21 protein-coding genes are annotated in these 19648 nt (G+C 70.3%); 12 read left to right on the top strand and 9 right to left on the bottom strand.

All coding sequences use genetic code 11. The annotated features are described in order from the left end of the window. Positions 1-15: 15 nt before the first annotated feature. Complete coding sequence (locus AB0M62_RS02905; RefSeq protein ID WP_366072307.1) at positions 16-1536, bottom strand: S8 family serine peptidase; 1521 nt, start codon at positions 1534-1536, stop codon at positions 16-18. Between the two features lie 236 nt (positions 1537-1772). On the opposite strand from AB0M62_RS02905, the gene AB0M62_RS02900 reads away from it, so the two are divergent. From AB0M62_RS02900 to moaA, 3 genes are all read left to right on the top strand, one after another. Then, positions 1773-2141 carry a DUF485 domain-containing protein gene (locus AB0M62_RS02900; protein ID WP_366072306.1) on the top strand — a complete coding sequence of 123 codons (369 nt, stop codon included), beginning with the start codon at positions 1773-1775 and terminating at the stop codon, positions 2139-2141. Beyond that, on the top strand, positions 2138-3760 hold the full coding sequence (locus tag AB0M62_RS02895) for a cation acetate symporter (RefSeq protein ID WP_366072305.1): 1623 nt from the start codon (positions 2138-2140) through the stop codon (positions 3758-3760). Before AB0M62_RS02900 ends, AB0M62_RS02895 begins: the two co-directional genes overlap by 4 nt. Before the next feature lie 154 nt (positions 3761-3914). Next, entirely contained in the window at positions 3915-4904 is a 990-nt protein-coding gene (moaA, locus tag AB0M62_RS02890) for a GTP 3',8-cyclase MoaA (RefSeq protein ID WP_366072304.1), read from the top strand. Between the two features lie 48 nt (positions 4905-4952). Here the strand turns inward: moaA and AB0M62_RS02885 are convergent, their stop codons facing one another. Next, a complete protein-coding gene (locus AB0M62_RS02885) occupies positions 4953-5177 on the bottom strand; it encodes a hypothetical protein (RefSeq protein WP_366072303.1) in 225 nt (74 codons plus the stop codon). Between the two features lie 185 nt (positions 5178-5362). Continuing rightward, entirely contained in the window at positions 5363-5737 is a 375-nt protein-coding gene (locus AB0M62_RS02880; protein ID WP_366072302.1) for a DUF3099 domain-containing protein, read from the bottom strand. Positions 5738-5948: 211 nt separating this feature from the next. Between AB0M62_RS02880 and AB0M62_RS02875 the strand changes: the two genes are divergently transcribed. After that, on the top strand, positions 5949-6227 hold the full coding sequence (locus tag AB0M62_RS02875; RefSeq protein WP_366072301.1) for a GlsB/YeaQ/YmgE family stress response membrane protein: 279 nt from the start codon (positions 5949-5951) through the stop codon (positions 6225-6227). 59 nt (positions 6228-6286) lie between these two features. On the opposite strand, the gene tyrS is transcribed toward AB0M62_RS02875, so the two are convergent. The 3 genes from tyrS to AB0M62_RS02860 all read right to left on the bottom strand — a co-directional run bounded on the left by tyrS (position 6287) and on the right by AB0M62_RS02860 (position 10537). Beyond that, positions 6287-7555 carry a tyrosine--tRNA ligase gene (tyrS, locus tag AB0M62_RS02870; RefSeq protein WP_366072300.1) on the bottom strand — a complete coding sequence of 423 codons (1269 nt, stop codon included), beginning with the start codon at positions 7553-7555 and terminating at the stop codon, positions 6287-6289. A gap of 70 nt (positions 7556-7625) precedes the next feature. Beyond that, positions 7626-9017 (bottom strand): metallopeptidase TldD-related protein, encoded by a 1392-nt coding sequence (locus AB0M62_RS02865; protein ID WP_366072299.1) that lies wholly within the window; start codon positions 9015-9017, stop codon positions 7626-7628. Then, positions 9014-10537 (bottom strand): TldD/PmbA family protein, encoded by a 1524-nt coding sequence (locus tag AB0M62_RS02860; RefSeq protein WP_366072298.1) that lies wholly within the window; start codon positions 10535-10537, stop codon positions 9014-9016. Before AB0M62_RS02860 ends, AB0M62_RS02865 begins: the two co-directional genes overlap by 4 nt. Positions 10538-10737: 200 nt before the next feature. On the opposite strand from AB0M62_RS02860, the gene AB0M62_RS02855 reads away from it, so the two are divergent. From AB0M62_RS02855 to AB0M62_RS02840, 4 genes are all read left to right on the top strand, one after another. Beyond that, positions 10738-11109 carry a hypothetical protein gene (locus tag AB0M62_RS02855; RefSeq protein ID WP_366072297.1) on the top strand — a complete coding sequence of 124 codons (372 nt, stop codon included), beginning with the start codon at positions 10738-10740 and terminating at the stop codon, positions 11107-11109. Positions 11110-11237: 128 nt separating this feature from the next. Next, positions 11238-11942 (top strand): 3-oxoacyl-[acyl-carrier-protein] reductase, encoded by a 705-nt coding sequence (gene fabG, locus AB0M62_RS02850; protein ID WP_366072296.1) that lies wholly within the window; start codon positions 11238-11240, stop codon positions 11940-11942. 5 nt (positions 11943-11947) lie between these two features. After that, positions 11948-12715 (top strand): enoyl-ACP reductase FabI, encoded by a 768-nt coding sequence (fabI, locus tag AB0M62_RS02845; protein ID WP_366072295.1) that lies wholly within the window; start codon positions 11948-11950, stop codon positions 12713-12715. 153 nt (positions 12716-12868) lie between these two features. Further along, complete coding sequence (locus AB0M62_RS02840) at positions 12869-13276, top strand: hypothetical protein (RefSeq protein WP_366072294.1); 408 nt, start codon at positions 12869-12871, stop codon at positions 13274-13276. Here the strand turns inward: AB0M62_RS02840 and AB0M62_RS02835 are convergent. Then, a complete protein-coding gene (locus AB0M62_RS02835) occupies positions 13248-13925 on the bottom strand; it encodes a FadR/GntR family transcriptional regulator (RefSeq protein WP_366072293.1) in 678 nt (225 codons plus the stop codon). The two genes, AB0M62_RS02840 and AB0M62_RS02835, sit on opposite strands and share 29 nt — an antisense overlap. Positions 13926-14006: 81 nt before the next feature. Here AB0M62_RS02835 and AB0M62_RS02830 point away from each other — a divergent pair, with 81 nt between their 5' ends. The 4 genes from AB0M62_RS02830 to AB0M62_RS02815 all read left to right on the top strand — a co-directional run bounded on the left by AB0M62_RS02830 (position 14007) and on the right by AB0M62_RS02815 (position 16411). Continuing rightward, positions 14007-15293 (top strand): MFS transporter, encoded by a 1287-nt coding sequence (locus AB0M62_RS02830; protein ID WP_366072292.1) that lies wholly within the window; start codon positions 14007-14009, stop codon positions 15291-15293. Positions 15294-15297: 4 nt separating this feature from the next. After that, positions 15298-15414, top strand: a complete 117-nt coding sequence (locus tag AB0M62_RS02825; RefSeq protein ID WP_366072291.1) for an SGM_5486 family transporter-associated protein — start codon at positions 15298-15300, stop codon at positions 15412-15414. Between the two features lie 148 nt (positions 15415-15562). Then, complete coding sequence (locus AB0M62_RS02820; protein ID WP_366072290.1) at positions 15563-15766, top strand: hypothetical protein; 204 nt, start codon at positions 15563-15565, stop codon at positions 15764-15766. 126 nt (positions 15767-15892) lie between these two features. Next, on the top strand, positions 15893-16411 hold the full coding sequence (locus AB0M62_RS02815) for a histidine phosphatase family protein (RefSeq protein ID WP_366072289.1): 519 nt from the start codon (positions 15893-15895) through the stop codon (positions 16409-16411). Positions 16412-16490: 79 nt separating this feature from the next. Here the strand turns inward: AB0M62_RS02815 and serB are convergent, their stop codons facing one another. Both serB and AB0M62_RS02805 read right to left on the bottom strand, forming a co-directional pair. Next, on the bottom strand, positions 16491-17696 hold the full coding sequence (gene serB, locus AB0M62_RS02810) for a phosphoserine phosphatase SerB (RefSeq protein WP_366072288.1): 1206 nt from the start codon (positions 17694-17696) through the stop codon (positions 16491-16493). 203 nt (positions 17697-17899) lie between these two features. Next, positions 17900-19615, bottom strand: a complete 1716-nt coding sequence (locus AB0M62_RS02805) for a streptophobe family protein (protein ID WP_366072287.1) — start codon at positions 19613-19615, stop codon at positions 17900-17902. Positions 19616-19648: the final 33 nt, after the last annotated feature.

The following is a 19648-nucleotide window of genomic DNA, read 5'->3' as shown; positions in this document are numbered from 1 at the left end:
GAGCTGCGGGCGTCCCTACTTGACGGCGTCCAGGGCGTTGACGATGCCGAAGCCGTAGAAGCCGTTGACGCGGTTCGGTCCCTCGCAGGTGGCGTCCTGGACACCGTTGCCGTCCGGGTCGTACAGCCCGGTCGGGCAACCCGGGTTGTCCGCCTGCGCCTTGAGCAGCGCCTGCAGCGCCTCGGGACCGGCCCACGGATGGGTGCTCTTGAGGAGCGCCGCGACGCCGGCGGCGTGCGGGCTCGCCATCGAGGTGCCCTGCAGGTACGCGTAGCCGTTGTTCGGCATGGTGGACAGGATTCGCCCGTTCTTCGACGGGGTGTCCGGGATCTGGTACTTGTCTCCGCCGGGTGCGGCGATGTCGGCGACACCGCGGCCGTAGCTGGAGTAGTACGACTTCAGGTTCTGCACGCCGGTCGCGGTGACCGTGAACACGCCGGGCAGCTGGGTCGGGATGTCCCAGCACTCCGACGGGTCGATGGTGCGCTCGACCGGGGTGGTGTCGTCGGGGCTGGAGTCGTCGACGATCGCGTCCGAGGCGAGGTCGTGGTTGGAGTTGCCGGCCGACGCGAGGTGCAGAGTGCCCTTGCGCTGCGCGTACTTCGAGGCCCTGTTGACCGCGTCGACAATGGCCGCCTGGTCGGGGTCGTCGAGGCAGTTGTAGAGCCAGGGGTCGATGTAGTAGCTGTTGTTCGTGATCTCGACGCCGTGGTCGGCGGCGAAGACGAACGCGCAGACCACGCTCTCCGGGAAGAAGAGGCTCGTCTCCGGGTCGCTCACCTTGATCGAGGAGACCTTGACGCCGGGGGCCACACCGGCCACACCGACGCCGTTGCGGGCGGCAGCGATCTCGCCCGCGACATGCGTGCCGTGGTAGTCGTCGGCGGTGTACGGGCGCCAGGCGCCTTCACTGGTGTCCGCGACCCCGCCAACGCAGTTGGCCGACTGGCTCTTGGAGAAGTTGGCCGTGAGGTCCGGGTGGGTGTCGTCGACGCCGGTGTCGATCACGGCGACGGTGACCTTCCCACTGCCCGGGTTGATCTTGGCGGCCTTGTCCGCGCCGATGGCGCGCAGGTCCCACTGGTCCGCCTCGAGCGGCTCGGTGTCCGGACCGGCGGCGGCCGGGGTGACGGCCTTGGCGGCGTCGACGTACTCCGGGGCGCCCATCTCGGTGGTGCCCGCGGCCTTGAGGGGCGCGGTCCGAGTCGCGCCCGCGGTCTGCACACCGCGGACGGTGCGTATCTGCTGGGCGAAGGTGGGGTTCGTCGAGTGGACGACGATCACGCCGATCTTGTCGTGGGCGACGACCACGGTGCCGCCGGCCTTGGCTATCGCCTTCTTGACGGACGCGATCGTGCGGTGGTCCGTCTTGGTGTTGACCACGTACGACAGCTTGGGACCGTCGGTGACCACCGCCGCAGGGGTGTCCTGCGATTCGGCCGATGCGGTGCCCGGCAGGAAACCGAGCGACGCGGTCAGCGCCAGGCCGACGGGTACCGCGAGGGCACGACGGCGTCTGGTGCGTGGCTGAGCCATGGGTTCTCCACATCATCCGTGACAGCCGTCCACACGCGGGTTGCGCGTGGACGGGTACATGACGAGTGAAGCTAGCGCCGATCTTCCCGCCCCAGCAACGAATTCCGAAAGAAAAATCGGTTGTTGAACCGTCCCGTGATCCGGCCCGTGCCGTTGACAGGGGGAGTTGCACCCTGACACCCCCGACGGAGGTCGACTTGTCCAGTCCCACAGCACCCGCGTCGCAAGGAGAGCCCGTGGCTACCGATGCAGCGCCGCCGCCCGTCGGCGGTACGGCGACCAGTCCCGCAGCACCCACGACAGCACAGTTCGTCGAGATGCAGGAGAGCGCGGAGTTCGGCGAACTGCGCAGCTCCTACCGCTCCTTCGCCTTTCCCCTGACCGTGGCGTTCATCGCCTGGTATCTGCTCTATGTCCTGCTGTCCAACTACGCGGGCGGCTTCATGGGCACCAAGCTCTTCGGCAACATCAACGTCGCGCTGGTCTTCGGTCTGGCCCAGTTCGCCACCACATTCCTCATCGCCTGGTTCTACGCGCGGCACGCTGCCGCGAAGCTCGATCCGAAGGCCGAAGCGATCAAGTCCCGTATGGAGGCCGACGTATGAGTTCCACGTTCCACCTCGCCGCGACGGGCGCCGGCGAGCACCGGCCGCTGATCATCACCCTCTTCGGGCTGTTCGTCGTCGCGACGCTGATCATCACGGTCTGGGCCGGCCGGCAGACCAAGGACGCCGCCGACTTCTACGCCGGCGGCCGCCAGTTCACCGGCTTCCAGAACGGTCTCGCGATCTCCGGCGACTACATGTCCGCCGCGTCCTTCCTCGGCATCGCCGGCGCCATCGCCCTCTTCGGCTACGACGGCTTCCTGTATTCCATCGGCTTTCTGGTCGCCTGGCTGGTAGCCCTGCTGCTCGTCGCGGAACCACTGCGCAACTCCGGCCGGTACACCATGGGCGACGTCCTCGCGTACCGGATGCGGCAGCGACCCGTGCGTACCGCGGCCGGCACCTCGACCATCGTGGTCTCCATCTTCTACCTGCTCGCGCAGATGGCGGGCGCAGGCGTACTGGTCTCGCTGCTGCTGGGCATCACCAGCGACGGCGGGAAGGTCGCCATCGTCGCGCTGGTCGGCGTTCTGATGATTCTTTATGTGACCATCGGCGGCATGAAGGGCACCACCTGGGTCCAGATGGTCAAGGCCGTGCTCCTCATCGCGGGCACCCTGCTCATCACCTTCCTGGTGCTGCTGAAGTTCAACTTCAACGTCTCGGACCTGCTGGGCAAGGCCGCCGAGAACAGCGGTGCGGGCGCGTCGTTCCTCGAGCCCGGCCTCAAGTACGGCGCCAACGCCACCTCGAAGCTGGACTTCATCTCCCTCGGAATCGCACTCGTACTGGGCACGGCCGGCCTGCCGCACATCCTCATCCGCTTCTACACCGTCCCCACGGCCAAGGCCGCCCGTAAGTCGGTGAACTGGGCGATCGGCATCATCGGCGCCTTCTACCTGATGACCATCGCGCTCGGCTTCGGCGCCGCGGCGCTGCTCAACCGCGAGGACATCATCGCCTCCAACAAGGCGGGCAACACCGCGGCCCCGCTGCTCGCCCAGGCCATCGGCGGCGGACCCGACTCGGCGGGCGGCGCGATCCTGCTCGCCGTCATCTCCGCGGTCGCGTTCGCCACCATCCTGGCGGTGGTCGCGGGACTGACCCTGGCGTCCTCGTCGTCGTTCGCGCACGACCTGTACGTCAACGTCATCCGCAGGGGCAAGGCGACCGAGAAGGAAGAGGTCCGCGCGGCCCGCTGGGCCACCGTCTTCATCGGCGCCGCCGCCATCGCCCTGGGCGCCCTCGCCCGCGATCTCAACGTCGCCGGGCTGGTGGCCCTCGCGTTCGCGGTGGCCGCGTCCGCGAACCTGCCGACGATCCTCTACAGCCTGTTCTGGAAGAAGTTCACGACCCAGGGCGCGCTCTGGTCCATCTACGGCGGTCTGATCTCGTCCGTGGTGCTGGTCCTGTTCTCGCCAGTCGTCTCCGGCAAGCCCACCTCGATGTTCAAGGACGCCGACTTCTACTGGTTCCCGCTGGAGAACCCCGGCCTCGTCTCGATCCCACTGGGCTTCCTGCTCGGCTGGCTGGGCACCGTCCTGACGAAGGAGGAGGCCGACAAGGGCAAGTACGCGGAGCTGGAGGTCCGCTCGCTCACCGGAACCGGGGCCCACTGATCCCGCGCAGCCGTACTCGGTGCCCTGCCGGCCGCGTCGTAGGACTCTACGACGCGGCCGCGTCGCGTCTCGTTCTTTCGGGCACCCCTGGATGTCACACGCGTCGCGTAGGCTCGAAATCAACTACTGATCCGGACAGGGGAGGGGGCCCACAGTGCTCATCGACACCTACGGCCGAGTGGCCACTGACCTGCGAGTCTCACTCACGGACCGCTGCAATCTGCGGTGTACGTACTGCATGCCGGAAGAGGGCCTGCAGTGGCTCGCCAAGCCGGACCTGCTCACCGACGACGAGATAGTCCGCCTCATCCGTATCGCCGTGACCGACCTCGGGGTCGACGAGGTCCGCTTCACCGGCGGTGAGCCGCTGCTGCGGCCCGGCCTGGTCGGCATCGTCGAGCGGTGCGCCGCGCTGGAACCGCGCCCGATGATGTCCCTGACCACCAACGGCATAGGACTCAAGCGCACCGCGACCGCACTCAAGGCCGCCGGTCTGGACCGGGTCAACGTCTCGCTGGACACGCTGCGCCCCGACGTCTTCAAGACCCTGACCCGCCGTGACCGGCACCACGACGTCCTGGACGGGATGGCGGCGGCCCGCGAAGCCGGCCTCACCCCGGTCAAGGTCAATGCCGTCCTGATGCCCGGCCTCAACGACGACGAGGCCCCCGACCTGCTCGCCTGGGCCGTCGAGAACAACTACGAGATGCGCTTCATCGAGCAGATGCCGCTCGACGCGCAGCACGGCTGGAAGCGTGACGGCATGATCACCGCCGGTGACATCCTGGAATCGCTGCGCACGCGCTTCGCGCTCACCGCCGAGGGCGAGGACGAACGCGGTTCCGCACCGGCCGAGCGCTGGCTCGTCGACGGCGGCCCGCATCGCGTGGGTGTGATCGCCTCGGTCACCCGGCCGTTCTGCCGGGCCTGTGACCGGACCCGCCTCACCGCCGACGGACAGGTGCGTACGTGCCTCTTCGCCCGCGAGGAGTCCGACCTGCGCGGCGCGCTCCGGTCCGGCGCCCCCGACGAGGAGATCGCCCGCCTCTGGAAGCTGGCGATGTGGGGCAAGAAGGCGGGATCCGGTCTGGACGACCCGTCCTTCCTGCAACCCGACCGCCCGATGTCGGCGATCGGCGGCTGACCGCGCCACCGCGTCGCCCGCCACGACGCCGTCCCGCCGCCGCGCTGATCAGCCGCCTTCGGCGGCGGACCACTCCTCGAGCGTCACCACGTCCTTCAGGAATCCGCGCAGCCCGAGGAACTGCGACAGGTACTCACGGTGCTCGTCGCAGGCCAGCCAGGTCTTGCGGCGCTCCGGCGTGTGCAGCTTCGGGTTGTTCCAGGCGAGCACCCAGACAGCGTCGGCACGGCAGCCCTTGGCGGAGCAGATGGTGAGGGGTTCAGGGGAGTTCACGGTCTCAACCCTAGGTCAGACAAAGGCGACGCCGAGCAGCCACGGGGGGAGCTGCCCGGCGTCGGTCCGTCGCTCCGACGGGGGATGCGGAGCGCGTACGCAGTATGTCACGCAGCGCCCGGTGGAGTGCACTGGAACTGCATGATTGATCTGAGCTTTTCTTGAGCTTCGCGGGCGGTGGTGTATCAGTTCCGCTCGCGCGACGGGGACTCCCCGTCCCCTGCTCCGGCTTCCGGCTGAGCCTCCGCCGCGCCGCCCACCGGAGCCGGTCCCAGCGCCGGGCGGACCGGCGGCGGGACGAAGGTCGACGGCAGTGAAGGCGCGTTCTCACGGCCCGCGTTGGCGATCACGACGGCGATGTAGGGGAGGACCAGGCCGAGCACCAGGGCCACGACCGCCACATGCCGTTCCACGTTCCACAGCACCGCCGCGAGGACCACCGACACCGTCCGTACGGACATGGAGATCACGTACCGGCGCTGCCGGCCGCGCACATCGTCGGCGAGGCCCTGCCGCGCACCGGTGATCCGGAAGACCTCGGCATGGTTCTTCTTCCGCATCACGTTCCACCACCCGATTTCCACGCCGGACGCTCCCGGTCCGGACCTGTTCCACGGTACGCCCCGGCTCCGCCGCATTCGAGAGCGGGGCTGCCGCACCTGGGCAGATCGGACCGGCCGTACCGCGTATGGAGCTGTCCGACATGCGACGTACGGCCTGTCGGCCGAGACTGGGCGCACATGCGCAGATCGCGCCGCATCAGGAGGCGACATGAGTTGGTTGTGGGCCATCATCGTGGGTCTGGTACTCGGCCTGATAGCCAAGGCCATCATTCCGGGCAAGCAGCAGATCCCCCTCTGGCTGACGGTCATTTTCGGCATTCTGGGCAGCATCCTCGGCAACGCCGTCGCCGCCTGGATCGGGGTCGCGGACACCAAGGGGATCGACTGGATCCGCCACCTGTTGCAGCTGGCCGGAGCTGTCGCCGTCGTCGGGGTCGGTGACATGCTGTGGGCCTCGATCAGGGGCCGCAGGAGAACCAGAGCCTGAACCGCGGAAGCGGCCGGCATCCACCGATACCGGCCGCTTCGCCGTGCGCAGAGCGCGGACTACTGCCCGGCGACCTCGACGGCGGCGAGGTTCTTCTTGCCCCGCCGGAGCACGAGCCAGCGCCCGTGGAGCAGGTCTTCCTTGGCCGGTACGGCCTCCTCGTCGGTCACCTTGACGTTGTTCACGTACGCGCCGCCCTCCTTCACGGTGCGGCGGGCCGCCGACTTGCTGGGCGTCAGGCCTACCTCCACGAGCAGGTCCACCACGGGGGCGAGCCCGCCGACGGCGGCGTGCGGCAGCTCGGCGAGCGCCGCGCGCAGCGTCGGCTCGTCGAGACCGGACAGCTCACCCTGGCCGAAGAGGGCCTTGGAGGCGGCGACGACCGCGGCGCACTGTTGCGCGCCGTGCACCAGCGTCGTCAGCTCCTCGGCCAGCGCGCGCTGCGCGGCGCGGGCCTGGGGACGCTCCTCGGTCAGCTTCTCCAGCTCCTCGATCTCCTCGCGGGACTTGAAGCTGAGGATGCGCGTGTATGTGGAGATGTCCCGGTCGTCCACGTTCAGCCAGAACTGGTAGAACGCGTACGGCGTGGTCATCTCCGGGTCGAGCCAGACCGCCCCGCCCTCGGTCTTGCCGAACTTGCTGCCGTCCGCCTTGACCATCAGCGGCGTCGCGAGCGCGTGCACGTTCGCGTGCGGCTCCAGGCGGTGGATCAGGTCGAGACCGGCGGTGAGGTTGCCCCACTGGTCGCTGCCGCCCTGCTGCAGGGTGCAGCCGTACCGCCGGTACAGCTCCAGGAAGTCCATGCCCTGCAGCAGCTGGTAGCTGAACTCGGTGTAACTGATGCCCTGGTCGGACTCCAGCCGGCGGGCGACCGAGTCCTTGGTCAGCATTTTGTTCACTCGGAAGTGCTTGCCGATGTCCCGCAGGAACTCGATGGCGGTCATGCCCGCCGTCCAGTCCAGGTTGTTGACCATTACGGCCGCGTTCTCGCCTTCGAACGAGAGGAACGGCTCGATCTGGCCACGCAGCCGCTGCACCCAGCCGGCGACCGTCTCCGGGTCGTTCAGCGTGCGCTCGGCTGTCGGCCGGGGATCACCGATCTGGCCGGTCGCACCGCCCACCAGCGCGAGCGGCCGGTGACCGGCCTGCTGCAGCCGGCGGACGGTGAGAACCTGTACCAGGTGCCCCACGTGCAGGCTGGGCGCCGTGGGGTCGAAGCCGCAATAGAACGTGACGGGACCGTCCGCGAGAGCCTTGCGCAATGCGTCCTCGTCAGTGGACAGGGCGAACAGCCCGCGCCACTTCAGCTCGTCGACGATGTCCGTCACGGTCTTGTGTCTCCTTGAACGATGTGAACGATGTGAACGATGTCCGTTGACCCCCGCCAGTCTAGGCGGGTCAGACTCCCTGGCTGACCGAGCTCATGTTGAAGTCCGGGATGCGCAGCGCGGGCATCGCGGACCGCGTGAACCAGTCGCTCCACTCGCGCGGCAGCGTCTTCTCGGTACGGCCGGCCTCCGATGCCCTGGACAGCAGGTCGACGGGTGACTCGTTGAAGCGGAAGTTGTTCACCTCGCCGACGACCTCGCCGTTCTCCACCAGGTAGACACCGTCCCGGGTCAGTCCGGTGAGCAGCAGCGTGGCCGGGTCCACCTCGCGGATGTACCAGAGGCAGGTCAGCAGCAGGCCCCGCTCGGTGGAGGCCACCATCTCCTCCATGGAACGCTCGCCACCCCCGTCGAGCACCAGATTCCCGATCGCGGGCGCCACCGGCAGCCCCGTCAGGGCCGCGCTGTGGCGGGTGGTGAGCAGGTGGGTGAGCTTGCCGTCCCGTACCCAGTCGGTGGCCGACAGCGGCAGGCCGTTGTCGAAGACCGACGCGTCGTCGCCGGAGCTGTGCGCGATCACGAACGGCGCGCACTCCAGGCCCGGCTCGTACGGGTCGCTGCGCACCGTCAGCGGCAGCTCCGACAGCGTCTCGCCGACCCGCGTTCCGCCGCCGGGCTTCGAGAAGACCGTACGGCCCTCCGCGGCGTCCCGGGCAGCGGCGGACCACAGCTGGTAGATCAGCAGATCCGCCACGGCGGTCGGCGGCAGCAGCGTCTCGTACCGGCCGGCGGGCAGGTCGATCCGGCGCTCGGCCCAGCGCAGCCGCTGCGCCAGCTCGGCGTCCAGCGCCGCCGGGTCGACGTCCTTGAAGTCGCGTGTGGAGCGGCCGGCCCAGGCCGAGCGGGTGCGGTCGGGTGACTTGGCGTTGAGCTCAAGGGTCCCGGTCGGCTGGTCGTGCCGCAGGCGCAGCCCCGTGGACGTGCCCAGATAGGTGGACACGAGCTCGTGGTTGGCGAAGCCGTACAGCTCCCGACCGCCCTCACGGGCCCGGGCGAACGACTCGCCGAGCGAGGGCGCGAATTCCGCGAAGACCTCGGAGGAGGTCTCGGCAGGGCCGTCGGTGAAGTCGTCGGACGCGGACACCCCGGTGACCAGCGGCTGCGCGTCCTCGGCCGGGCCTGCCCCACGTGCGGCGGCCTCGGCCGCGCGGACCAGCGGCTCGAGGTCGTCGGCGGTGACTGCCGACCTGGAGACCACACCGGAAGCGGTCCCCTCCTTGCCGTCGACCGTCGCGACGACGGTGAGGGTGCGGCCGCGCGTGACCCCGTTCGTAGTGAGGGCGTTGCCGGCCCAGCGCAGGTTGGCGGTGGAGTGCTCGTCGGCGATGACGACACAGCCGTCGGCGCGGGACAGCGCGAGGGCGCGTTCGACGACCTCGTGCGGCTTGGTCGTGCGGCTCATCGTCCGGCCTCCTGCGTGGTGTTCAGAATGTTTACTCCGCGGAAGAGCGCGGACGGGCAGCCGTGAGAGACGGCGGCCACCTGGCCGGGCTGCGCCTTGCCGCAGTTGAAGGCCCCGCCCAGGACGTACGTCTGCGGGCCGCCGACCGACTCCATGGAACCCCAGAAGTCGGTGGTGGTCGCCTGGTAGGCGATGTCGCGCAGCTGGCCGGCAAGCCGGCCGTTCTCGATCCGGAAGAAGCGCTGCCCGGTGAACTGGAAGTTGTAGCGCTGCATGTCGATCGACCACGACCGGTCGCCGACCACGTAGATGCCGCGCTCGACACCCCCGATCAGATCCTCCGTGGACAGGCCGCCCGGGTCCGGCTGCAACGACACGTTCGCCATCCGCTGGACCGGCACATGGCCGGGGGAGTCGGCGTAGGCGCAGCCGTTCGACCGCCCGAGGCCGGTCAGCTTCGCGATCCGCCGGTCCAGCTGGTACCCGACGAGAGTGCCGTCCTTGACCAGGTCCCAGGATTGCGCCTGGACGCCCTCGTCGTCGTACCCGACGGTCGCCAGGCCGTGCTCGGCGGTCCGGTCGCCCGTCACATTCATGATCGACGAGCCGTACGCCAGCTTGCCGAGCTGGTCGAAGGTGGCGAACGAGGTCCCGGCGTACGCCGCCTCGTAACCCAGTGCCCGGTCCAGCTCGGTCGCGTGGCCGATCGACTCGTGGATGGTGAGCCAGAGGTTCGACGGGTCGACGACCAGGTCGTACGTGCCCGCTTCCACGCTCGGCGCGCGCATCTTCTCCGCCAGCAGGGACGGGATCTGCTCCAGCTCGGCGTTCCAGTCCCAACCGGTGCCGGTGAGGTACTCCCAGCCGCGGCCGGCCGGCGGCGCGAGGGTCCGCATGGAGTCGAACTCTCCCGAGTTCGCGTTCACCGCGACGGCGGTGAGCTGCGGATGCAGCCGTACGCGCTGCTGCGTGGTGACGGTGCCGGCGGTGTCCGCGTAGAACTTGTTCTCGTGCACGGTCAGCAGCGAGGCGTCCACGTGCGCGACGCCCTGCGCCGCCAGCAGCCGCGCGCTCCAGTCACCGAGCAGTGCCGACTTCTCCTCGTCCGGAACGTCGAACGGGTTGATCTCGTAGGCGGAGATCCAGGTCCGGTCGGCGTGCACGGGCTCGTCGGCGAGTTCGACCCGCTCGTCGGAGCCGGCCGCGGCGATCACCTTCGCCGAGAGCTTGGCCATCGCCACCGCCTGGCCGGCCACCCGGGCCGCCGCGTCCATCGTCAGGTCCACCCCGGACGCGAAGCCCCAGCTGCCGCCGTGCACCACCCGCACCGCGTAGCCGAGATCGGTGGTGTCCGAGGAGCCCGACGGCTTGGCGTCGCGCAGCCGCCAGGAGGCACTGCGGACCCGCTCGAGGCGGAAGTCGGCATGCTCGGCGCCCAGCGCGCGGGCGCGGGCGAGCGCCGCGTCGGCGAGCGCCCGCAGCGGCAGGGCGGTGAACGCCTGATCGATATCGTGGGGCACGGGTGCCCTTCCCTTCGCTTCACAATGGCTCTGCCCTGGTACGTCTGCGGCAGTGAATCACGTCTGCAGGCCGGGATCTCCTGGGTTTGCACAGCCCGGGCGGCTTCGCCGGACGGCCTCAGGGATGTAGGTAGAATCCAGGGAGTGCGGGTCACGTCGGCCATGCCGAGGGAGTCCCCCGATGGGCACCATCTCGGTCCGTGAGTTCTCCTACAACCCCAGCGGCGTCTTCGCACGCGTCGAAAAAGGGCGAGGCGGTCCAGGTGGCGCGCGGCTCGTTTCCGGGCGCTCCGGCTGATCTGGACACCATGGTCACCGAGATCCTCCTCACCGAGGAGGTCAGGGACCTGGCGACCGGAAACGTCATCGCCATACTGCTTCCGGGCCCCGGGCGTGGTCCGGCAGCTCGACAGGGTCGTCCGGCGACCCTGCGCTCCCTGGACGCCATCCACGCGGCGAGTGCGCCGGCCATCGGTGAGGCTCTCGACTCCTTGATTACCTACGACAAGCGGATACTCCACGCGGCCCGTGAGGCCGGACTGGCTGCGTTCGCCCCCGGTATGGCGGACTGACGAGCCTGCCCGAACTGTAGGGACCCGACAGTGACTGAATCACGGCGCTGTCAAAGGTGGATTCTCCGTAAGGCGGACAGGACCGATAGGTTTTCCGGGAACCAGACCGCTATCGAAAGGGTGATCCGTTGAGCCGCTCGGTTCTCGTCACCGGAGGTAACCGGGGCATTGGCCTCGCCATTGCCCGCGCTTTCGCCGATTCCGGCGACAAGGTTGCGATCACGTACCGGTCCGGTGAGCCGCCGGAGGGCTTCCTGGCCGTCAAGTGCGACATCACCGACTCCGAGCAGGTGGAGCAGGCCTACAAGGAGATCGAGGAGAAGCACGGCCCGGTGGAGGTGCTCGTCGCCAACGCCGGCGTCACCAAGGACCAGTTGCTGATGCGGATGTCCGAGGAGGACTTCACCGCGGTTCTGGACACCAACCTCACCGGCACCTTCCGGGTCGTCAAGCGCGCCAACCGAGGCATGCTGCGCGCCAAGAAGGGACGGGTCGTCCTCATCTCCTCGGTGGTCGGCCTGCTCGGCTCGGCGGGCCAGGCGAACTACGCCGCGTCCAAGGCGGGTCTGGTCGGCTTCGCGCGCTCCCTCGCCCGTGAGCTCGGCTCGCGCAACATCACCTTCAACGTCGTCGCACCCGGCTTTGTCGACACCGACATGACGAAGGTGCTCACCGACGAGCAGCGCGCGGGCATCGTCGCCGGTGTGCCGCTCGGCCGTTACGCGCAGCCGGAGGAGATCGCCGCCACGGTGCGGTTCCTCGCCTCCGACGACGCCTCGTACATCACCGGAGCCGTCATTCCCGTTGACGGCGGATTGGGCATGGGTCACTGATCGCCATGAGTGGAATTCTCGACGGCAAGCGCGTCTTGATCACAGGTGTGCTGATGGAGTCCTCCATTGCCTTCCACACCGCCAAGCTGGCCCAGGAACAGGGCGCCGAGGTCATCCTGACCGCCTTTCCCCGGCCCACCCTGACCGAGCGCATCGCCAGGAAGCTGCCCAAGCCGGCCAAGGTCATCGAGCTGGACGTCACCAACACCGAGCACCTCGACCGCCTGGCCGACCTGGTCCGTGACGAGCTCGGCAGCCTGGACGGCGTCGTCCACTCCATCGGCTTCGCCCCGCAGGACGCGCTCGGCGGCAACTTCCTCAACACGCCGTTCGAGTCCGTCTCCACGGCCATGCACGTCTCGGCGTTCTCGCTGAAGTCGCTCACCATGGCCTGCCTGCCGCTCATGCAGGAGGGCGGCGCGGTGGTCGGCCTGACCTTCGACGCGCAGTTCGCGTGGCCGCAGTACGACTGGATGGGCCCGGCCAAGGCCGCGCTGGAGGCCACCTCCCGCTACCTCGCCCGCGACCTGGGCAAGCAGAACATCCGCTGCAACCTGGTCTCGGCGGGCCCGATCGGCTCCATGGCCGCCAAGTCCATCCCGGGCTTCTCCGAGCTCGCGGACGTGTGGAACCACCGCTCCCCGCTGGAGTGGAACATGGCCGACCCCGACCCGGCCGGACGCGGAGTCGTCGCCCTGCTCTCGGACTGGTTCCCGAAGACGACGGGCGAGATCGTCCATGTCGACGGCGGCGTGCACATGATGGGCGCCTGACCCGTACGGGCCTCTGCGGCCGCGTGCCGTCCGCCTTCGGGCGGACGGCACGCGGCCGTCGTGCGTGCGCCCTCGAGTCGAAAAGCCCGGCGACTCCCTGCAAACTGGTCAAACCGGGATCTTCCCGGCGTGCTGCGGGGAGGAGGTACGGGCGTGCGACCGAGGCGGAGCCGAGCGGTATCCCTGCTGTTGACGTCAGTCGTCCTGTCCGGTCTCCCGGTACCGGCCACCACCGCGCAAGCCGTCACCGGCGCGCACGTCCTCACGACCGCGAAAGCCGGCGGCGCCGCTCCCCCCTCCGGCCGAACCCCCGAGCCCGAACGCTTCGGCGCCGAATGCCGTACGATGATCGACGGCTCGCGCGTCAGCGCCTTCTGCCACAACCCCTACCCGGAGACCGACCTCGTCCGGCTGCACGTCGAGTGCGACCGCTGGTGGGACATCGACGGCGACAGTGCGCCCGTGGTCATCGGCCCGGCCGGCTACGCCGAGCTGTCCGACCGCTGCTGGAAGGAGATCCGCGCGGTGTGGATCAGCCACCAGCCCCCCGAAGGCACATGAACGGATAACCCGCGGCCTCGGTCGCGGCGGTGTCCGCGTCGCCGCGACGGATCGCCTCCACCAGCCGGGAGTGGTCCATGTGGGCCTCCGGGCGCAGATCCTGGCCCACGTCCCCCCGCAGCCAGTCCCGGAGCAGGTCGCCCAGGTCGGCGTAGAGCCCGGTCAGCACCTCGTTGTGCGAGGCGGCCACCACCGCCAGGTGCAGCGTGGTGTCCGCCGCCACGAACCGCTCCGCGTCACCCGTGGCCCACGCCGCCTCGCGCCTCGCGAGCAGTGAGTCCAGCTGCTTCAGGTCCTTCTCGGTCCGCCGCTGGGCCGCCAGCCGGGCCGCCGAGGACTCGAGCGTGGAGCGCAGCTCGGCGATGTGCCGCGGGTCCGCGTCGGCGAACCGACGGTGCATCACCCCGGCCAGCTCACTGGTGGCGATCACATACGTGCCCGAGCCCTGGCGGATGTCCAGCAGCCCGTTGTGCGCCAGTGCGCGGACCGCCTCCCGGACGGTGTTGCGCGCCACCCCCAGCTGCTCCACGAGTTCGGGTTCGGTGGGGATGCGGGAACCGACCGGCCACTCGCCCGAGGCGATCTGCTTGCGCAGCTCGGCGATCACCTGGTCGGCGAGTGCGGAACGCCGGGGAGAGGAGAGCGGCATGGTGCTCCTTGGTCGAGGGCGGGCCCTGGGGGCAGGCTGCGGATTGGACAACCAATCATCCCATGATTCTATGATGGCACTATGGCCGACGACGACATTCAGACCCTGAACCGCCCCACCGCGGCCCGCACCGCCCCCCGTTCGGCCCCGGCCGGCCCACCGGCGTCGCCCGCCTGGCTCGCCCCGCTCCTCGTCGTCGGCATAGTCGTGGCGGCCCTCAATCTGCGCCCCGCCATCACCAGCCTCGGCGCGCTGCTGGAAGAGACGCGGACCGGCCTCGGAATGAGCGGCACCACCGCCGGACTCCTCACCTCCGTACCGACGCTGTGCTTCGCCGTCTTCGGCGTCACCGCACCCCGTCTCGCCCGCCGCTTCGGACCCGCCGCGATCCTCTGCGCCGGCATGGCCGCGGTCACCGCGGGACTGGTTATCCGTCCCTTCGCCGGCGGCACGGCCGGCTTCCTGGCCGCCAGCGCCCTCGCGCTCGCGGGCATCGCGCTCAGCAACGTCCTGATGCCGGCCGTCATCAAGCGCTGGTTCCCGGACCGCCTCGGCACGATGACCGGCCTCTACTCCATGGCCCTGGCTCTGGGCACCTCCGTCGCGGCCGCCGCGACCGTGCCCATGACGAGAGCGCTGGGCGGCAGTTGGCGCACCGGCCTCGCCATGTGGGCGGTGCTCGCCGCCCTGGCTCTCCTGGTCTGGCTGCCGGTGGCCCGGGAGCGCCGCACCGCTGCGGTCGTCGCGACCGCGGTCCGCCACCCGGACACCCCGGTCGTACGCATCACTCGCAGTCGCACCGCCTGGGCCCTGGCCTGCTTCTTCGGCCTACAGGCCACCGCCGCGTACATCACCATGGGCTGGATGCCGCAGATCTTCCGCGACGCCGGAGTCCCGCCGGGCACGGCCGGTGTACTGCTCGCCGTGACGATGGTGATGGGCGTCCCGCTCGCCTTCGTCATCCCGAGGCTGGCCGGCCGTATGAGGAACCAGGGCCTGCTCGTCGTCGCCCTCGGCCTCTTCGGCCTCACCGGGTACGCGGGCCTGTACTTCGCTCCCGCGGCCGGCGCCTGGCTGTGGGCGCTCCTCCTCGGCGTATCCAACTGCGCCTTCCCGCTCGCCATCACGATGATCGGGATGCGCGCCCGTTCCGGTCCGGGAGTGGTCCGGCTGTCCGCCTTCGCGCAGAGCACCGGCTACCTCATCTCCATCCCCGGACCACTGGTCGTCGGTGCGCTCTACCAGCACAGCGGCGGCTGGGAGCTGCCCATCGCGCTGATGGCGGGCTTGATGGTGCCGCAGATCGTCGCCGGAACGCTGGCCGGGCGGGACCGCACGATCGAGGACGAATGCGGCATGCGAGACTGACCGCATGCCCGTGCTCGACCCGAATCCCCAGAACGGCCAGAAGAAACTGCTCATCGTGCTCGGCGCGATGCTGGCCATCAGCGTGATCATCGGAATCATCGCGTCCATCGCCTCCCCCTGACCCGCGCCGACGTAGGGGATGGTGGGGCTGGCCCCACCATCCCCTAGGGGGCCAGGGTCAGGGTCAAGTGGGTGGATCACCGGATGGGAACCGCCCGCGGCCATCCGTAGGTTCTAGGTACACCAACCGAAGACCCACGGAGGCGGCCATGTCGGCCCGTACGCACACCCGGTCCATCCCGCCGGCCGGCGGCGTCGAGGTCCGGCTGCCGTGGTGGGCCGTCGCCCTGCCCGCCATCGCCTTCGCCGTACTGCTCCTGCTCATCGTCGGGCCGGGCGAAGCGCACGCCGCGAGCGGCGATCCCGCCGTCGCGGAACTGCTCGAGCGCATCCGGCGGACGCTGGCGCACTAGGGTCCCAAGGCCACGACGCGCCCCTTCGGACCGGCCGGTGGGCATTCCCGAAGCCGTTCACCCCTGGCGGGAGAAGCCGCTCAACACCCTGCGCCCCGTGGCTGAATTCATGCGAAGCTGGGATGCATGAGCGTCGATACACCCCGCAGGATCGCCCTACTCCGGCATGCGAAAGCCGACTGGCCGCAGGTGTCCGACCATGAGCGGCCACTCGCGGAGCGCGGCCGCAAGGACGCCCCCGCCGCCGGCCTCCGGCTGGCCGAGACCGGCATCAACTTCGATCTGGCCCTCTGCTCGACCGCCGCACGGACCCGCGAGACCTGGAAGCTCGCCGTCCAAGCCCTGCCTCACCGGCCCAAGACGGTGTACGAGGAGCGGCTGTACGAGGCCTCCCTGGGCGAGCTCATCGCCCTGCTCAACGAGACCCCGGACGAGGTGAACGATCTGCTCGTCATCGGCCACAACCCCGGTATGCACGCGCTGGCCGACGCCCTCGCCGGCCGCGCGGAAGGCGATGCGCTGACCCGCATGAACCAGGGCGGATTCCCTACCTCGGCGCTCGCCGTCGTCGGCTTCGCCGGTTCCTGGAAGTCCGTGGAGCACGGGGTCGGCACGCTGCTGGAGTACTGGGCCCCGCACAAGTAACCCCCTTCACCTCCGTCCTCTTACGTCAAAGGGCCCCCGGCGCCGCACGAATGCCGGGGGCCCTCGGTCGTCTCGGAGGTCACTCCACGTCCGCGGCCTCGACCTCTTCACGGGTGATGCCCAACAGGTAGAGAACGGCGTCCAGGAAGGGCACGTTCACGGCGGTGTGGGCGGCCTCGCGTACCACCGGCTTGGCGTTGAAAGCCACACCGAGACCGGCCGCGTTGAGCATGTCCAGGTCGTTGGCACCGTCACCGATGGCCACGGTCTGCGCCAGCGGGACCCCGGCCTCCGCGGCGAAGCTGCGCAGCAGCCGGGCCTTGCCCGCCCGGTCCACGACACCGCCGATCACCCGCCCGGTCAGTTTCCCGTCGACGATCTCCAGCGTGTTCGCCGAGGCGAAGTCCAGCCCCAGCCGGTCCTTCAGATCATCTGTGACCTGGGTGAAACCGCCCGACACGACACCGACTTGGTATCCGAGACGCTTGAGCGTACGGATCAGGGTGCGAGCGCCGGGGGTGAGCCGTACCTCGGCCCGCACCTTGTCCACCACTGACGCGTCCAGCCCGGCCAGCAGGGCCACACGCGCGTGCAGCGACTGCTCGAAGTCCAGCTCGCCGCGCATCGCCTGCGCGGTGACCTCGGCGACCTTGTCCTCGCAGCCGGCGTGCGCCGCGAAGAGCTCGATCACCTCGTCCTGGATGAGGGTCGAGTCCACGTCCATGACGACCAGCCGTTGCGCACGGCGGTGCAGTCCGGCGGAGACGACGGCGACATCGACGCCGATCTCGGCCGCCTCGGTCGCCAGAGCGGTCCTGAGCGGCTCGGTCTCCGCACCGGACACCGCGAACTCGACGGCGGTGACGGGGTACTTCGCCAGCCGGAAGATACGGTCGATGTTGCCGCCGGTGGCGGTGATGCGCGCGGCGATCTGGGCGGTCGACTCCGCGGTGAGCGGGTGCCCGAGAACGGTGACGTGCGAGCGACCGCTGCCGCGGGGCCGGTTGTCGCCTGTGCCGGAGATGATCTCGGCCTGAAGCTTGAGTGACTCCGCCCAGTTGTGCACCGTGGCGCGCATGTCGCCCTCGGTGGTGCCGCCGGCGGTGGGCAGGGTGACGAGCGCGCACAGCACGATGCGGCCCCGGGTGACGACCTGCTCGATGTCGATGACATCGACGGAGTAGGCGGCGAGGGTGTCGAACAGTCCGGCGGTGATCCCGGGACGGTCCTTGCCGAAGATCTTGACGAGGAGAGTAGGGAACTCGGAGGTCTGCGAAGCGCTCATGGTGTTCCCACCGTATAGGGCGGGCTCCGCGGCAGGACCCCCCGTCCCGCCCACCGGACGCCGCCGGGCGGCCCGGCGGGCGGCCCGGCGGGCGCGCCTGCCGCGATGCCCGTCCTGCGGAGGCAGAGCGGGTGGCACCCGACCCCGGAGGCCGCGGAGGCGCGCCGGGGGACGCCGCCCGCCCGTCCCGCACCCGACGGCCCTCAGCGCGGGTCGCGAGGGGTGCCGGGCGGGGGAGGGCCCTCCTCCCCGGGCGCGGCCGTGCGCGGCCGGGGCCGTCCCGGCGGGGCGTGGCCGTCCTGCGGACCCGGAGCAGGGGGAGGAATGGTGCGCCGCGCCCGCGGGGACGGCGGCAGGGCCGGGCCGGCTGCCGTCGGTGCCCCGTACCAGTCGTCCGGCGCCCGCAGGTACGGGTTCGTCTCGTCGTGGGACGGGCGGTAGCCGGGCGACGGCGTGTACGGACCCGGCTGATACGCCAGGCCCGGGTACGTACGGTCGCCCCACCCCGACCTCCCGCCCCGGGCGAGCGGCGCGACCCGTCCACCGGCCGCCCCCGTCGCGCACGCCAGCAGCGCGCCGAGCGCGCCCGCCCCAGCACCCCACACCGCTCCCAGCAGCAGCGCTGTCCCCGCGCTCCCGTGCAGCTCGATGCCGGCGCCGAACGCGTCGAAGCCGAGCACCGAGAGCGACGCGCCGACGGAAACGCCCGTCAGCCACACCAGCAGCGGTAGCGCCAGGGCGGTCACCACTCCCACCCGCAGCGCGCACGCCCCCGCGAACCGCGTGGCGCCGAGCCCCGGCGGCCGCGGCGTTCGTACCGCCGTCAGCACGCCCGCGTACAGCATCAACAGCGCCGTGGCGACGGCGAGCAGCCAGACCCTGCCGTCGAGTTCGGCGAGCCGGCCCACCGTGACCGGCTTCTCGGCGGAGACCCGCAGCAGCTCGTCCAGCGGATCGGGCAGCAGCTTCGCCAGCTCACCCGTGGCCGCGCCCTCCCACGGCACGAAGAGCCCGATTGGGACAGCCATCCATACGCCGTTCGGGGCGCCGAGCAGCGCGGCGCCCGCGATCCGCTTCGGGTCGCCGTCGCCGACGGCGGCGTACGCGGCGGCCGCCAGCCCGGCGAGGACCGCCACGAGCACCACAGTGACCAGCGCCGACGCGGCCGGCCGCACCACTCGGTGCAGGACGTCCCAGCCGCGTGGCAGCGGCGCGCGGCGCGACGTCAGCAGTGCGATGGTCACCACCCCGAGCACCCAGCCGGCCCCGCCGGACAGGGACTCCGCGGCGTTGACGGTGAAGCCCACCGAGGCCTCGGCCTGTACCAGATCCCCAAGCCGGTCGGGCAGCAGGCCGCCGATGTCCCCGAGTCCGTCGGGGAGCCGGTCCGCTATGCCGTCCGGCAGCCCGGCCCCGCCCGGGATGTCCCCCAGCCCGCCTCCGCCCGGTACGTCGTCCAGTCCGAGCGCACCGCCGTCGATCGTGATGACGTCGTGGCCCACCCACGCGAGGCCGCCGACCATCGCGACGAACAGCGCGGCCAAGGCGCCGGCTCGGGCGGCCAGTTCGCCGCCCGATATCGCAACCCCGGCGCCGCGTAAGGACCTCAGGAAGATGAGCGACAGCACCAGTGCCCCGACCAGCCCCACCCCCAATGGCGCGATATCGATGGCTGTTTGTGCCTCCGCCCCTTCGAGGCCGAACGCGGACACCTCACCCGACGGGCGGACCGAACCGCCAACTGCCAGCGCCACCACGGCCGCCGCCATGGGACCGAGCGATCCGGCGGAGTCCGCCCCGAGCAGATGCAGCCCGAGAGCGGCGGTCCCGGCCATCGCGATCAGCGCCCAGCTCACCGCGGCGACCGCGGCGACGAGCACATCACCCCAGCGAATGCCCGTACTTCGCTTCTCACCCATGAGGACCCCCCGATCTCTGCTGGGTATGCCCCG

Origin of the sequence: Streptomyces sp. NPDC051219 (assembly GCF_040682335.1) — a bacterium.
Lineage (GTDB): Bacteria > Actinomycetota > Actinomycetes > Streptomycetales > Streptomycetaceae > Streptomyces.
The sequence above is the reverse complement of the archived record's forward strand: the minus strand, read 5'-3'. Positions and strand labels throughout refer to the sequence as shown.